Origin of the sequence: Zunongwangia sp. SCSIO 43204 (genome assembly GCF_019904275.1) — a bacterium.
Lineage (GTDB): Bacteria > Bacteroidota > Bacteroidia > Flavobacteriales > Flavobacteriaceae > Zunongwangia > Zunongwangia mangrovi.
In genome coordinates this window covers 1190833-1207371 of sequence record NZ_CP063204.1, presented here as the reverse complement: position 1 = coordinate 1207371, position 16539 = coordinate 1190833, and the positions used below count along the sequence as shown (strand labels likewise).

Annotated in this window: 12 protein-coding genes; 6 read left to right on the top strand and 6 right to left on the bottom strand. The window is 37.4% G+C overall.

Annotated elements, in window-relative coordinates; all coding sequences use genetic code 11:
* Nucleotides 1-81: 81 nt before the first annotated feature.
* Nucleotides 82-432 (top strand): hypothetical protein, encoded by a 351-nt coding sequence (locus INR75_RS05370; RefSeq protein ID WP_092539982.1) that lies wholly within the window; start codon nt 82-84, stop codon nt 430-432.
* Here INR75_RS05370 and INR75_RS05365 read toward each other — a convergent pair.
* Nucleotides 429-896, bottom strand: coding sequence for a CBS domain-containing protein (locus tag INR75_RS05365; RefSeq protein ID WP_223091082.1), 468 nt, complete (start codon nt 894-896; stop codon nt 429-431). The genes INR75_RS05370 and INR75_RS05365 overlap by 4 nt on opposite strands.
* A gap of 212 nt (nt 897-1108) precedes the next feature.
* Here INR75_RS05365 and INR75_RS05360 point away from each other — a divergent pair, with 212 nt between their 5' ends.
* Together INR75_RS05360 and INR75_RS05355 are read left to right on the top strand one after the other, a co-directional pair.
* A complete protein-coding gene (locus INR75_RS05360) occupies nt 1109-3424 on the top strand; it encodes a M20/M25/M40 family metallo-hydrolase (RefSeq protein ID WP_223091081.1) in 2316 nt (771 codons plus the stop codon).
* Between the two features lie 184 nt (nt 3425-3608).
* Nucleotides 3609-4409, top strand: coding sequence for an NAD(P)H-binding protein (locus INR75_RS05355; RefSeq protein WP_223091080.1), 801 nt, complete (start codon nt 3609-3611; stop codon nt 4407-4409).
* A 97-nt stretch (nt 4410-4506) separates the two neighbouring features.
* On the opposite strand, the gene mfd is transcribed toward INR75_RS05355, so the two are convergent.
* Entirely contained in the window at nt 4507-7887 is a 3381-nt protein-coding gene (mfd, locus tag INR75_RS05350) for a transcription-repair coupling factor (protein WP_223091079.1), read from the bottom strand.
* 274 nt (nt 7888-8161) lie between these two features.
* Here mfd and INR75_RS05345 point away from each other — a divergent pair, with 274 nt between their 5' ends.
* The 3 genes from INR75_RS05345 (at nt 8162) to INR75_RS05335 (ending at nt 11081) form a co-directional block, all read left to right on the top strand.
* On the top strand, nt 8162-8560 hold the full coding sequence (locus tag INR75_RS05345; protein ID WP_223091078.1) for a DoxX family protein: 399 nt from the start codon (nt 8162-8164) through the stop codon (nt 8558-8560).
* A gap of 143 nt (nt 8561-8703) precedes the next feature.
* Nucleotides 8704-9480 carry an SDR family NAD(P)-dependent oxidoreductase gene (locus tag INR75_RS05340; RefSeq protein WP_092539976.1) on the top strand — a complete coding sequence of 259 codons (777 nt, stop codon included), beginning with the start codon at nt 8704-8706 and terminating at the stop codon, nt 9478-9480.
* Between the two features lie 242 nt (nt 9481-9722).
* Complete coding sequence (locus INR75_RS05335; protein WP_223091077.1) at nt 9723-11081, top strand: NAD(P)/FAD-dependent oxidoreductase; 1359 nt, start codon at nt 9723-9725, stop codon at nt 11079-11081.
* A 360-nt stretch (nt 11082-11441) separates the two neighbouring features.
* Here the strand turns inward: INR75_RS05335 and INR75_RS05330 are convergent, their stop codons facing one another.
* From INR75_RS05330 to INR75_RS05315, 4 genes are all read right to left on the bottom strand, one after another.
* Complete coding sequence (locus INR75_RS05330) at nt 11442-13232, bottom strand: hypothetical protein (RefSeq protein WP_223091076.1); 1791 nt, start codon at nt 13230-13232, stop codon at nt 11442-11444.
* 456 nt (nt 13233-13688) lie between these two features.
* Entirely contained in the window at nt 13689-14483 is a 795-nt protein-coding gene (locus INR75_RS05325; RefSeq protein WP_223091075.1) for a tryptophan-rich sensory protein, read from the bottom strand.
* Nucleotides 14484-14653: 170 nt separating this feature from the next.
* On the bottom strand, nt 14654-15283 hold the full coding sequence (gene pdeM, locus INR75_RS05320) for a ligase-associated DNA damage response endonuclease PdeM (protein WP_223091074.1): 630 nt from the start codon (nt 15281-15283) through the stop codon (nt 14654-14656).
* A 28-nt stretch (nt 15284-15311) separates the two neighbouring features.
* Complete coding sequence (locus INR75_RS05315) at nt 15312-16469, bottom strand: methionine aminotransferase (RefSeq protein WP_223091073.1); 1158 nt, start codon at nt 16467-16469, stop codon at nt 15312-15314.
* Nucleotides 16470-16539 lie beyond the last annotated feature (70 nt).

The following is a 16539-nucleotide window of genomic DNA, read 5'->3' as shown; positions in this document are numbered from 1 at the left end:
ATTTATAACGCTTTCACCTTTTAGCAAAAAAACATTAAGTGTTTGATTTTTAATTTCTTAATCTTTTCAATAACTTAAAAAATGGATAAGTTTTGTTTAGAATGTGGCGAAAAGCTAGTGGGGAGAATCGATAAAAAATTCTGTAGTGATTACTGCAGGAATTCTTATCATAATAAACTGAACAAAGACAGTAAAAACCTTATGCGTAACATTAATAATATCTTACGCAAAAATTATAGGATCCTAGAAAAATTAAATCCAGATGAAAAAACAAAAACCAGCAAGACAAAATTGCTGGCTGAGGGTTTTAATTTTCAATATTTCACTAGTGTTTATACTACCCAGGCGGGGAAAACATATTATTTTATTTACAATCAGGGGTATTTACCATTAGAGAATGAGGAGTATTATGCACTAGTAAAACGCAACTAGCAATGCCAATTTTGCCCTCTAAGTTTTAAGGCAGCACAAAGAATATCCTTACGACTTATCATTCCTATTAATTTCCCATATTCAATAACAGGAAATCTTCTACAATCATGCTTGTAGAATAATTGTGCGCAGTCGAAAATATTTAAGTTTTTATCGATCACCGCTACCGTATCGTCCATATAATTTTCGATCTTCATATCACCAATCGGCATATTAAAATAGCGACTTTCAGAAATTTGCTTCATGCAATCACCATCTGAAATCACGCCCTCTAATTCGCCAAAATCGTTCACCACAGGTGCTCCAGAAATTTTGTTCTTGATCATAGCTTCCATAACCTCGGCTACAGATTGTTCTTTCTTAAAAGTGATCAATGAACTGGTCATATAATCTTCAACTAAAATTGGTGCGCTTTCTAATTTAACGGGAGCCGCACGCCTTCCCTGAAAACTTTTAATTCCCATAATTGTAAAATTTTGATTACTAATTACTTAAATATAAGGAATTTTGATATCTTTTTAAAGAAGTGCAAATTTCAAGGTTAGTTTTTATAACTATAGTATCTTTATTTTTTCAGAAAAGTAAACTACCTCGGGGCATTCGTTGGAAACAAATTTTTAATTTCGAGGCAAGCCTCGGAGAATTAACCCCTCAATAAGGGATTAAATGCGCATTAATGTCTAAAAATTTACAAGCTTTAATTGCTTTACTTCTTATTAGTTTTAGTTGCTGGCTAAGCTTTTACAGCCTTAAGCCATCAGATATTCAAGAAGAAGTTCCAGAAAATGAATTTTCAGTAAACAGGGCGTTTCAGCACGTAGAGAAAGTTGGGGAATCACCACACTATTTAGGAAGTGCCGCACATAGCTCTGTAAGAAATTATATCGTTAACGAGCTGCAAAATCTAGGCTTAGAAGTACAAACCCAAGAGGATTTTGTTTTAAATGATGCTGCAATTCTTAGCCGACCACAAAATATTTTAACCCGAATTGAAGGAAATGGCAATGGAGACGCACTCGTTCTAATGTCTCATTACGACAGCCAGCCACATTCTTCGCATGGCGCCAGTGATGCCGGTAGCGGAGTCGCTACAATTCTTGAAGGCTTACGCGCTTTTATTGCTGAAGGAAATACTCCTGATGACGATATTATCATCTTATTTACTGATGCTGAAGAAATCGGACTTATGGGAGCTGAGCTGTTTATCAAAGAACATCCCTGGGCGAAAGACGCTAAACTTGCTTTAAATTTTGAAGCGCGTGGTAGCGGTGGAAGTTCTTTTATGCTGTTAGAAACCAATGCCGGAAACGGCAAACTTATTAAAGCTTTTAAGGCAGCTAACGTTCCTTTCCCTACCACAAATTCTTTAGCCTATAGTGTTTATAAACTTTTACCAAACGATACCGATCTTACGGTTCTTAGAGAATTTGGAAACATTAACGGCTTCAACTTTGCATTTATTGGAGATCATTTCGATTACCATACTGCGAATGACGTTCCTAAAAACTTAGATCTTCAAACGCTGGCACACCAGGGCGATTACTTAATGCCGCTACTCCATTATTTTAAAAATGCAGATCTAAATCAACTAAACTCAGATCAGGATCTTTTATATTTTAATTTACCGTTCGGGCAGTTTATTACCTATCCTTTTAGCTGGATCACCCCAATGCTCATTCTGGCATTCCTTTTATTTTTTATTGTTGTTGGGTTTGGGATCTCTAAAAAACAACTCGATATTAAAACGATATTCAAAGGTTTTGTTCCTTATTTTTTGAGTCTTACCATTGGCGGACTTTTAGTTTTTGGACTTTGGAAATTCTGTCTTTACATCTATCCCGAATATTCCGAAATGCTACATGGCTTCACCTATAACGGCTATAGTTATATCACTGCAGCGATATTGTTAAGTTTAACGGTGGCATTTTTTGTGTATCACAAGTTTTATTCTGAAGAGCATACAGCCTCCCAATTTGTAGCTCCGCTATTTTTCTGGATACTTATTTGCAGCTTACTCGCTTTTGGTTTAAAAGGTGCGGCCTATTTTATCATTCCGGCTTATTTTGGCATTATCCAATTGTTTTTAATGCTACGTCAAAAGCAACCAAATTTGATTTTAAACACAGTTTTTAGCCTCCCGGCATTATTTATTCTATTTCCATTTATACAAATGTTTCCGGTGGCTTTGGGACTAAAAATCCTTTTTGTTGCAGCAATTTTAAGCATTTTATTATTTACGCTGTTTTTACCCGTTTTCGGATATTTCAGTAAAAAAGATCTGCTCGCTGTGTTGCTGTTTATTGGCTTCAATGTGTTTATGTTTTATGCGCATTTTACTTCAGAATTCACTTCAGAAAAACCTAAACCCAACAGCTTAGTGTATTTATTTGATGCCGATGAAGATAAAGCCAATTGGTTTTCTTACGACAGCATGATCGACGAATGGACCGCGCAATATTTTGGAGAAGAACCGGTGAAATTAAATAACATTGAAGCAAAATTCAGCAGTAAATATAATTCTGGTTTTACCTGGCGAAGTGATGCGCCAACGGTCAATATCGACGCACCCGGGATCATCCTTCAAAAAATTGATAGCACAACTAACGAATTTCAATATTCGTTAAAAATCGCACCAAATCGAGACGCAAAACGCATGGAAATTTACACTGAAAACTTAACAGATTTCAGCAAATTTGAAGTTAACGGAAGAACTCCTGAAGATGTAAAGCTCGGTGAAGAATCCTTTAATATGTTTACCAGAAGATGGCGCAACCGACTATTAAGTTATTACATTTCCAGCAAAGACACGCTGCGAATGAATTTCAGTTTAGACAAATCCAAGTCGGCCGAATTCATTTTATACGAATCTAGCTACGATCTTTTGGAAAATGAAGAACTAAACGTCCCAAAACGAGCAGAAAACATGATGCCAAAACCTTTTGTTTTAAACGATGCAGTGATCTACAAGAAAAAGATTAAGTTGAATCAGTAGGCAGTCGCAGTGAGCAGTTTCAAAAATAAAGATGTTGAATTTTAAATGCTGAATTTTGAATTCGACTAATCGCTGACTGCTGAAAGCTTTTAGACAGATCAAAAAATCGTGAACCGGAAACTGCCAACAAGTCTAAATTCTAACATCTAACAGCGAAGCGTTCTCTAATCTTAAAATAAAAAATATGCAAATCTCAATATTAGGATGTGGATGGTTAGGTTTTCCACTGGCAAAAAAGCTGGTCGAAGACGGTTATTCTGTAAAAGGATCTACCACCACAGCCAGTAAAATGCAAGAACTTTCTTCAGAAGGAATTACCCCATATAAACTAGAACTTTACGATAACGGAGTGCAGGGTGACATGAGCTCCTTTTTATCGAATTCAGATATTTTGATCATTGATATTCCGCCTGGGCTACGAAGAAATCCAGAAGCAGATTTTACCGGAAAAATCACCAATATCATCTCGTTTATCGAAAAATCTGGTATTCAAAAGTTAATATTCGTTAGTTCTACGAGTGTTTTTGAGGATCAGGAAAGCTTCCCTGAATATACTGAAGAAAGCAACCCCAACGGAACATCTGCAGCTGCAAAACAACTTATCGCCTGCGAAAATTTATTGATCGATAATCCTAATTTTGATGCGACGATCGTAAGATTTGGAGGTTTAATTAGCAAAGATCGCCATCCGGTAACGATGCTAAGTAATAAAAGCGGACTTAAAAATGCAGATGCACCGGCAAATTTGATTCAGCGTGAAGATTGCATCGAATTATTATCCAAAATCATCGAAAATGATGAATTCGGGACTGTTTTTAATGCCGCCTATCCCGAACATCCTAAAAAATCTGAATACTACACCAAAGAAGCGAAATCAAGAAATATAAAAGCCCCAGAATATGACCAAAATCGACCTTCTAAAGGGAAAATAATTTCTTCGAAGAATTTAGATAAAATCGGGTTTGAGTTTAAATATGAGATTTGATGTTTTAGATGTTAGATGTCAGACCTTAGATTTAAGATTAAAAACCTCACAGGTTTTGGAAACCTGTGAGGTTTAATTTTTATTTTCCAAGAAAAATCTAAGCTTCCACCTCAGCAGTTTTCTTTCTAAAATCCAGAGGCTGTAAGGCCTTTAAAGCTTTTTCGATAGAATTAATTCTTTCAAAAGTCAGCAATAATCGTAAACCGTTTCGGGTTTTCTTTTCCTTCATCTTGCAGGCATTAGGATGCGTTTGCACGTATTGCAAGACTTTAGTAAACGTATTAGTTTGGTAGAAACTCGATTGCTGATCGGCAATAAAATAACCAATCAGTTTATTTTGTTTCATAATGATCTTTTCGAGTCCGATTTTCGAAGCGATCCATTTTATACGAACGCTATTCAGCAAATCAACGGCTGGAACCGGTAATTCTCCAAAACGATCGACTAATTCAGCTTCATATTTCTCTAACTCTTCTTCAGTTTTAAGCTCGTTCAGCTTAGTATATAAATTCAGTCGTTCTGCGATATTATTGATATAATCATCTGGGAACAGAATTTCAAAATCGGTATCGATCTGCGTCTCTTTTACGTAATCTTTTTCTTCAGCATTTTCTTGATCGGCATACAGGTCTTTAAACTCGTTTTCCTTCAACTCTTCGATCGCTTCACTTAGGATTTTTTGATAAGTATCAAAACCAATTTCATTGATAAATCCGCTTTGTTCACCGCCTAAAAGATCTCCAGCACCACGAATTTCTAAATCTTTCATCGCAATATTGAAACCACTTCCCAAGTCTGAAAACTGCTCCAGCGCCGTCATTCGCTTACGCGCTTCTTCAGTCATCGCAGAATATGGCGGCGTGATAAAATAACAGAACGCTTTTTTGTTGCTTCGCCCTACCCGACCACGCATTTGGTGCAGATCTGATAGTCCGAAATTATTCGCATTATTAATAAAAATGGTGTTCGCATTAGTGACATCTAATCCACTTTCAATAATTGTGGTTGAAACCAAAACGTCAAATTCCCCATTAATAAAACTCAGCATCAATTTCTCCAATTTCTTCCCATCCATCTGGCCGTGACCAATGCCCACTTTTGCATCAGGAACCAAACGCTGAATCATCCCGGCAACTTCCTTAATATTTTCAATTCGGTTATGAATAAAGAAAACCTGTCCACCACGCTGAATTTCATATAAAACTGCATCCCGAATGGTTTCTTCGGAAAAACGAATCACGTTCGATTCGATCGGGTAACGGTTTGGCGGAGGCGTAGTAATCGTAGATAAATCTCGCGCTGCCATTAAACTAAATTGAAGCGTACGCGGAATTGGCGTTGCCGTAAGGGTTAAGGTATCTACATTTTCTTTGATGGTTTTCAATTTATCTTTTACCGCTACTCCAAATTTTTGTTCTTCATCAACGATTAGCAATCCAAGATCCTTGAATTTAACCGACTTGTTCACCAATTGATGCGTCCCAATGATAATATCTACCGTTCCTTTTTCAAGATCGGCAAGGGTTTCACGACGTTCTTTAGCAGTTCTAAACCTGTTTAAATAATCAACGGTTACCGGCAAATCTTTTAATCGTTCAGAAAAAGTTTGATGATGCTGAAAAGCTAAAATCGTGGTTGGCACCAAAACCGCCACCTGTTTGCCGTTATCTACCGCTTTAAAAGCCGCACGAATCGCAACCTCTGTCTTCCCGAAACCAACATCTCCACAAACCAAACGATCCATTGGGCGTTCGTTTTCCATATCTTTTTTAACCGCTTCGGTCGCGGTGCTTTGATCTGGCGTGTCTTCATAAATAAATGAAGCTTCCAGTTCGTGCTGCAAATACGAATCGGGGCCGTAAGCAAAACCTTTCTGCAAACGTCGTTTTGCGTATAATTCAATTAAATTATAGGCTATATGTTTAACGCGGGCTTTGGTCTTTTTCTTCAGGTTTTTCCAGGCATTACTACCCAGTTTAAAGATTTTTGGCTCTTTCCCGTCTTTCCCGTTATATTTCGAAATCTTATGTAGCGAGTGAATGCTTAAATACAAGATATCGCGCTCGCCATAGATCAATTTGATCGCTTCCTGCTTTTTACCTTCTACATCTATTTTTTGCAAGCCACCGAACTTTCCAATTCCGTGATCGATATGCGTTACATAATCGCCAACTGTAAGATTAGTCAATTCTTTCAGTGTTATTGCCTGCTTTTTCGCATAGCCATTTTTTAAGCTGAATTTATGGTAACGCTCAAAGATCTGATGATCTGTATAACAAACATTTTTTGCCTGCTCATCAATAAATCCCTGAAAAAGCGAAAGTACAACCGTCTTGTATTTTACCTCTTTCTCCTGATCTTTAAAAATATCGTGGAAACGCTTCGCCTGCTGTTCGCTTCCGCAGAAAATATAATTGGTATATCCGTTTTCCTGATTTTCGATTAAATTATTGATCAATAAATCGAACTGCTTATTGAACGAAGGTTGCGGAGTCACAAAAAACACGATCTCCTTCTTCGGTTTTAGATAGGCCTGATTGCTTAATTCGGCCACTGAAAAGTCAAGGAGTTGCTTTTTGATTAATTCTGAAGTACAAAAAAGTTCCTTTGGTTCACTTTGTTTAATTTCTCCTGAAATTTTTTCGAAAGCTTCTTCTGCTTTACTGAAGAGCTTATCGATCTGTGCTGAAAAAAGGTCGATATTTTTAACGAATATCAGCGTATTATCAGCGACGTATTTTAAAAAACTCTCTCGAACCTCATCGAGTTTTTTGTTCTCGACATTGGGCATTATCGAAATCTTGTTCACCTTATCGGTAGACAATTGCGACTCTACATCGAAACTTCGAATACTATCTACTTCATCACCAAAAAATTCGATTCGGTAGGGTTCGTCATTACTAAAAGAAAATACATCGATAATCCCACCACGCACTGAAAATTCACCCGGTTCTGTAACAAAATCTACTCTTTTAAATTTGTATTCGAACAAAACTTCGTTTACAAAATCAATCGAAAGTTCGTCATTCACCTTGATCTTTAGCGTACTTCTGTCTAGTTCCTTTCGCGTGACAACTTTTTCAAAAAGCGCATCGGGATAGGTTACGATCACGGCCGGTTTTTTACGCGAATTGATTCGGTTTAAAACTTCGGCGCGTAAAAGCACATTTGCATTATCGGTTTCTTCGATCTGGTAAGGCCTACGATAACTGCCGGGATAGAATAACACATTGTCCTCGCCAACTAACTGCTCGAGATCATTTAAGTGATAAGCAGCTTCTTCTTTATCATTTAAAACCATCAAAAACGGACGCTTGGCGTCTTTAAAAGCATTGGCTACCACATAAGAAAGTGACGAGCCAACAAGGCCTTTTAGATGAATTTTATCGGTGTTTTTTTCAGAAACGGCAATAGCGTCCCGCAATTCCTGCTGTTGCGGGGATTGTGCAAAACTTTGGGCGATTGTAGATGTACTCATTGCCGCAAAGATAATTGCTAAAAAAAAGCTTCACAACTGGCTTTGAAATTTTTAACGTATGAATTAGCTTTAAGCTATCAGCAATTAGCTTATTGTAACTTAACTTTAAAATTCCTATAACTCTTCTTTTCTGTCTAAAATTCATTCTCTAGTAACTTTTAGCAGTCTAACTTCTAAGTTTACACTAGAAATTAGCAAAACATCATCTGGATATTTTACAATTTCCATAACAGCGATTCCGTCTCAAAGAATGTAATTTCAAAGAAAAATTGCAATGTCTAACCACCAACTCGCTTTTCTGCTCGCCAGAATCACTTTGGGAATCAACTTTTTTTTTCACGGATTTGTTCGAATTCCGAAGTTGGAAGCTTTTGCCAGCGGACTCACACAGGGTTTTAAAGGCACTATGCTTCCTTTAGCGTTAGTTGAAATGATAGCTTACGCGATTCCTTTTATAGAAGTGATTTTAGGTTTGCTTATCATTTTCGGTGTTGCCAGTAAAAAATCACTAACTGCAACAGCCATTTTTATAATAATGCTCATTACCGGCTGTGCTTTTAAAGAAGACTGGGGTGCGATAGGCACACAAATGTTGTACGCGCTATTCATCTTTTTTCTACTAAAAAATCTGGAATATGAAGTTTGGGCGGTGAAGAAGAGTAGTAGTAAGTAGTAGTTAGAATTGAGTATTGAGAGGTTAGAATATAGAAAATAGATATTAGACTGACAGATTATTAGTCTAAATTCTAAAAGCGAAACGGTCTAAAATCTAACTACGAAAACCAAAGCTATCTAATAAAAAAAGAGAAAGAAAAAATGGATTATCAACTAAAAAACAAAAAAGTATTTATTTCAGGATCAACAAAAGGTATTGGTTATGCTGCGGCAAAAACCATTGCTTTAGAAGGAGCAGAAGTTATAATTAACGGTAGCTCTCAGGATTCAGTAAATACTTCTTTAGAAAAACTTAGAAAAGAAACTGATAGTAAAAAAATAAGCGGGATTGCTTGTGATTTCAGCAAAACTGAAGAAATAGATGCACTTATCACACAACTTGGGAGTGTAGATGTTCTAATCAATAATGTTGGAATCTTTGCTAACAAAGAGTTTTTCGACACGACAGATGAAGACTGGCAACAGTTTTACGATATCAACGTAATGAGTGGCGTAAGACTTTCGAGAGCTTTAATGCCGAAAATGATGGAAAAAGGATGGGGAAGAATCATCTTCATTTCTAGCGAAAGTGCTTTAAACATCCCTGTGGAAATGGTTCACTACGGAATGACAAAAACTGCAATGCTCGCAATTTCCAGAGGTTTAGCTGAATTGACTACCGGAACCGGAGTAACCGTAAACAGCGTGTTACCGGGACCAACACGAACCGAAGGTTTAGAAGAAGGAGTTCCGGAAGATCAATCTTTTGAAGATTTTCAGAAAGAATTCTTTGAAAACGACCGACCAACATCGATCTTAAAACGCTTTGCCGATCCGCAGGAGGTGGCTAATATGATCGCTTATGTTGCGAGTCCGCTTTCTTCAGCAACCAACGGCGCAAAACTAAAAGTTGAGGGCGGAGTTGTGAAGTATATATAAAGTGAGTAGTTAGAATTGAGACGTTAGATGTGAGATTTTAGAAAATAGAATACATTAAATCTACACTAGATGATCGTCACCCTGAACTCGTTTCAGGGTCTCATATGAGTGATGAGATCCCGGGTCAAGCCCGGAATGACGAAAGATTAATTTACAAAATCTATGCTCTAATTTCTAAAAGCGAAGCGGTCTCAATTCTAACTACTAAGAGCAAAGCGATCTAATATCTAAAAAATAAAAATATGGGAATAGAAGAATTTGATGTTTTTGTAATCGGTACCGGAACTGCCGGGCAACGTGTGGCAAAAGATTGCGCTGAAGCCGGCTGGAAAGTCGCTATCGCCGATAACCGGGAATATGGCGGCACCTGTCCTAATCGAGGTTGCGATCCCAAAAAAGTTCTGGTTGGTATTACAGAAATCATCGAGCGTTCCCAAAATATGATGGGACTGGGAATTTCAAAAAAGCCTGAAGTTAACTGGCAGGATCTACAAAAATTCAAGCTTAAATTCACTGAAGCGATTCCCGCTGCAACCGAAAAAGATCTGGCGGAACTTGGTATCAAAATGTATCACCAGTCACCTAAATTTTTAGACGAAAACACACTTTCTGTAGAAGGAAAAACGGTAAAAGCGAAGAAGATCGTGATCGCTACCGGAAATAAACCAATGCCACTTAAAATTCCAGGAGCAGAATTAATGCTGAATAGTGATGATTTCCTGGAGTTAGAAAAACTGCCGGAATCAATGATCTTTATCGGCGCCGGTTACATCGGGATGGAATTTGCACATATCGCCGCACGTCTTGGCGTTGAAGTCACAATGATCGATACAGAACCAAGACCGCTATCTAATTTTGACGAAGATATGGTCGCTCATCTTACTGATGCTTCCGAGAAGATCGGAATTAAATTCATCTTCAATGCGAAAGCTTCCAAGGTTGAAAAGCTTCGAAAATATCTTCGCGTAACTGCGGAAACCAAAGACGGAGAAGAAGTTTCAGCAAAAGCCGAGTTGGTTTTTAATACCGCCGGGCGCGTTCCTTCGATAGATGAATTAGATTTAGAAAAAGGAAATGTTGCATTTACCAAAAACGGAATTTCAGTCAACGAACATTTACAGAATACTTCAAATAAAGATGTGTATGCCTGCGGAGATGTTTCAGACAGTGAAGGTTTACCGCTTACGCCGCTCTCTTCTCAGGAATCACGAGTAGTTTCTGCAAATCTTTTAGGGAAATACAATAAAACTGAAGCGCATTATCCTCCGCAACCTTCGGTAGTTTTTACGCTACCAAATGTGGCTTCCGTAGGACTCTCAGAACAGCAAGCCAAAGAAAGAGGTTTCGATTATGTGGTGAATCACAAATCGGCACCGAGTTGGTTTAATTCTAAACGAATTGCGAATCGACATTACGCTTTTAAAGTCATCAAAGACAAAAAAACCGAACAGGTTCTCGGCGCTCATTTGGTTGGCCCGGAAGCCGGTGAAATGATCAATATGTTTGTAATGGCAATGTGTGGCGGACTTTCTTGCAAGGATCTAAAAGCAATGATCTTTGCCTACCCGACCTGGAGCAATGATATTAAGGGAATGACGTGATTCAGTTTGCAGTAAACAGTCGCAGTAAGTAGTATAAAAGCTTTCTATCGTAAAATTGTCAATTCGAGTGATCCCGATATCATCGGGATTGTATCGAGAATTTGTTGGAAACGATAACTCGATACAAATTTCAATTGAAATCCACTCGATATGACAAATGATTTATGATCGGAAAAACCAGATCTCGATACTATTTTAATTTCGCTAAAGCTGCATTAAAATCACTCGACCTGACATTTATGTGATTGCAATTGAAAAATTCATTTTCAAATTAACTTATTCACACATTATCAAATTTTATTTTCTAAAAGGCAAAGCCGATCTAAAATCTCAAGTCTTAAAGCATAGCGATCTATCAAATTAAGCCACTTCCGCCTGATGCGTTATTTCTAAAATCTGACTTTCGCAAACTAGTAGATCGGTTAGAAATTGCTCTTCTTTAATTACCCTTCCGCAGAAAAGGTTTTTGTAATAAGTAATACCTTCTTCCAGGTTTTGTGTAAATCTCGTGAACTTTTTTGCTTCCCGCTTATTCGAAAAATCGGTACTTTCTTTTAATTCAGCCAAATAATCGATATACAACTGCAACTCTTTAATGAACATATGCGGGCGGTAACCATCCAACACATTTTTTCGCCCATAAATATGATCTGTAAGCTCCTGTAAAGAATATTCGCCATCTAAATACGCCAAATTTGGCCCGGGACAAACGGTCACAAAATCCATTTTCTTTACAAAGCTGAAATTATAATTTTTAGCGGCACTATTGCACAAACCGGTACACAAACATTCCTTTTGAAACAATTTCTCGGCTTCCTTCGCTTTTTCTTCATTCGATAAATCTGAATGCTGAATTTGCTTCAGTTTTAATTTTTGATATTTATGCGATGCGGTACAAATAGGCTTTTCGGTAAATTCGGTATTCGATTCTAACAATTTCTCAGGACACGAGCTGCCGGGTTTATTGCGCAAAAGATTTTTTCTTCGGAATTCTTCTCCGCTCGCGCCTTTCAAATAATTAAACCGAACGCCAAGCGGCGAACTATGACTTAAAATAATGTCTTTTTCTTTAGCTTTTTGAAGTTTTTCGAGGGTTTCTTTATCAACATTTGTAGCTTCAGGACACAACAAAAATGGCGAACCCCAACCGGTTGCATCGGCTTGAAAATAGTCTTTCAGCAAAGTGTCTTCTTCAAACGTACCAATCCCGCCCTGAACAGTGATCTTAATTTCTGGCAATGCTGAAATTTCGGTTTCTTCAGCAACAGCACTTCGGTATAAAGAAGCTAATTCTGACTGTAATTCGTCTTTTTTCTGCTTAAATTCTTCCATAATCGGCCCCAGCAAATAACCATCGGTCGCGAAAGCGTGTCCGCCGCAATTCAAGCCAGATTCTATTCTAAATTCACTAACCCAAATTCCACGTTTTGCAAGGTATTTTCCCTGAATCAAAGCCGAACGATAATCGCTGACTTTGATAGCAATTGCTTTCTGAAAATTTCCGTTTTCATCTGGACTGAAGGTTTTAAAAGAAGACAGGTAATTAAACAATCTTGGATTCATCCCTGCAGAAAATACCAAGGTTGAATTTTCTAAGTCACTTTCAGCATATCCCTTTAGCGCCTGCAAAGCATCAGAACCATTCTCTACCGGTTCTTTATTTTCGTCGAGCTTGTCGTTATCGATCTTCGTCATAATATTGACTTCGATCGCACCGGGTTTTACTTCCTCACGAAGTTCAGATTCCAGATTTTCTTTTTCCGAAGAATCATTAAGCTGAAGAAATTTGAGGTATTTCTGCTTTAATTCTGAAACTTCAGGGAGCATTTCGAAATACTTGGTAATTTCTGAAGTGCTTGAAAAAGCAGCGGTTTTCACCTCTTCTACTTTCTTTTTCACTTCCGCGCTAATCAAATTAAGATAATCTGTAATTCGCTTGGCCCTGAAGTTTGGTTCTTTTTTGGTTATGGGTTGAAAAGTCTCGTTGTTGAGTTTATAATAATACTCGCGCATTTTTTCGATAAGGTGATCTTCAATAATCGAAATGGAAGAATTTATCCCAAAATGCGCCACTTTCACCGGCGTATCGATGGTGTAAGCAATGCCCATCACCGGAATATGAAATTGATGTGGGGATATGGCGTTTTTCATTTGTTTTAGGTTTAATCACCAAAGATGAAAAGTAGCCACCGTTTAAAATATGATATTTATCAGGTTTTGGGTTTTAGTAGTGAGTTGTTAGAATTGAGATATGAGATATGAGAGTCTAGATTCTAGAGAATAGACTTTGGTTGGTAATTGCTAGTTTGAGCTTTCAATTTTTCCTAAATAAATATATCAATTGACATTCATTTTCTTTTTTCCATTGCCGAAAAAAGAAACAAAAAAGTCTAGGCTTACGAACCTTGCTCTAAATTGTACATTCGGAAGCTAAATTTTAGAAACTCGCTGCGCTCAAACAGCCTAAAATTTCAACGCTTCTCTCATTTTCAATTTTACAAGCAATTTTCGATAGGCCGTCTTATTGAAAATTTTCAATCTGGATTCCCGGCTCTTTTCTTTTGAGTCTTATTATTTATTTTTAAAAAGGCGAAGCTGGTCTAAAATCTAATTCTTGTTCATCATTCGATACATTGGGTTTTGTTTTCGGTTGATGAAACCGTGGTAAGCACAATTAATTCCTATTAAAATTGCAGCACCAAGAGCAACGTAAGCAATTAATGTTTGATCTTCTGAATGTCGCATATAGATCGCGAATAAAGCCCAAATTCCGACGGCAGCGAACTCACGCATATTCCGAGCATAGATGATTACGATATTTACAATCGTAGCAATCACAATCATAATGATCGTCCATTGTACTTCAGAAAAAATACCTCCATTCCATTCAATCTTGGCTAAATAAGCGGCAATATTAGCGATAGTTGCCACCGCAATCCAACCCGAATACAAACAGATTGGCCACCAGCTAAACGCGATGATCTTAAAAGGTGCATCCCAGCGTTCCATATTGGTGTTGAGAATGATTTTGATAAGCGAAAAGAGTATCAGCAGCATCAAAAAGATCGATAAACCGGTGTATTCATATAACCAAACCACAACCCAGGCGGCATTGGCGAGATTCGCTAAAATGAACCAGAATTTTGTTTGCTGAAGAAACTGTAAATCTTTTTTAGGGCCAAAAGCCTGATAGATTTGATAACCTGAAAATGCCAGCAATCCCAAGTAAATAATTCCCCAGATCGCAAAAGCATAATCTGCCGGCGTGAATAAATTGAAATATTCGTGACTTAGGCTTCCCATCGTATTTCCGTTGAGTTTTACGGCCTGCGTATAGTAACTCACAAAAAGTGTGATCACTACGGAAATAAAATTGAGAACAGCGAGTAATTTTGGTTTCATAGTTTTTAGTCTAAGTCGTCATTCTGAACTTGTTTCAGAATCCCACAGGAAAGATGAGATCCCGGATCAAGTCCGGGATGACGTAATTAATTTGGAAATTAATTATAAGCGAATTAAACCAACGTTAGTGTTAGGTTAAAGTTTGATTTTGTATGAAAATGGAGTGAATTTTAGTTTACTCGAATTACTTCAGATTGTGCACAAACAAAGACCTGATCTTTTTCTTCAGGTTTCATTAAAAAAGCGCCGGTAAATTCACCAAAAGCGGGTAAAATCAATTGATTTTTACTTCGGAAGAAACACTTCAATTTTAAATGTTGTTTTGCCAAACCAACCAATCGATAACCGGGATGAATATGTCCACAAATATTAAAATCGGTTTCTTTTTCTTCAGGATGATGGGTTAAACGAAAGTTCTCGATCTGTAATTCCTGATAAATTTTCACTCCTAGTTCTTCATAATGAATCGGAGAAATGATATCGTGATTCCCGGCAATTAAAATGATTTCAGCTTGCTGCTTTTGAAGCCAGTTTTCAAATAAATTCCATTCGGCATTCAAGGCACTATGAAAAAGATCTCCTAAAAAGATAATTTTCTGCGGTTGAAACTCGGTTACCGCTTCGTCTAAACGATCAAAATTCGTCTGAATCGCTGATTGTGGCACCGCGCTGCCGTATTTTCTAAAATGAGAGATCTTTCCCAAATGAACATCGGCCACCAGCAAAGCTTTTTGCTCTTCCCAATAAGAAACGCCGCTACACGCCAACTGAAAATGGTTATTTTGGATGGTGATTTTCATTTCTAGACCTCAAAAAAGAGAGGCGAAATTAACCAATTTTGAGTAATATTTCAGCTGCTTTATCTAAAGTCTCATTTTCCTTAGCGAAACAAAAACGCAATTGCTTTAGATCTTGATTATTGATATTGAAAACCGACACCGGGATTGATGCCAGTTGATACTCTTTCACTAATTTTTCAGCAAAAAGGATATCAGATTCGCTTGTAATTTCAGAATAATCCAAAAGCTGAAAATAAGTTCCGGCAGACGGAATAACTTTAAACCTGGTGTCTTTAATCTGTTCAAGAAAATAATCTCTTTTTTCCTGATAGAAATTCGGCAAACTCAAGTAAGTTTCGGAGTCTTTAAGATATTCCGCAAAAGCACGTTGCATAGGATGATTTACGCAGAAAACGGTGATTTCATGAAATTTCCAAATCTCTTTCATTAAGACTTCTGGCGCTACGCAATAGCCCATTTTCCAACCCGTATTATGAAAAGTTTTCCCGAAAGAGGCACAAACGATTGCTCTTTCAGACAATTGTGGAAAAGCTGAAGCGCTTTGATGCTTTTTACCATCGAATATAATATGCTCATACACCTCGTCGCTTAAAAGGATAATATTGGTGTTTTTGAGCAAGCTTTCTAATTGCAGCATATCTGCTTTAGTAAGAATCGTTCCACTGGGATTATGTGGTGTATTGATCACGATCATCCTTGTTTTATCGCTAATCTTAGCTTTTACTTCCTCCCAATCGACTTTATATTCTTTTCCCTGAAGCTGAATGTGAACCGGAATTCCGCCATTTATTTTTACGATCGGCTCATAAATATCGTAGGCCGGTTTAAAAATAATGACCTCATCTCCAGGATGAACAAAGGCTGAAATAGCACTATTTATAGCCTGAGATGCACCTGCAGTTAAAGTAATTTCTGAATCTGGATGATACTTTTTATCGTGAAGCGCTTCAATTTTCTTTACAATTTCTTCGCGTAGTTCTGGAATTCCTGCTAAAGGCGCATATTGATTGTACCCATCTTTCATGGCTTTATAAACCAATTCCTTTAAACGATCATCGCTTTTAAAACCAGGAAATCCCTGCGACATATTTATCGCGTTATAACGATTGGCTAAACCGCTCATTTTTGAGAAAATATTTTCAGGAGAAGCAGGAAGTTTAGAAATAAGGGATTCAGAAAAAGCCATAAAAATTTTTAAATAAGATGCATAAAAAATCCCGAAATCTAAAGAGAAATCGGGATTCAGTTCTATTCAG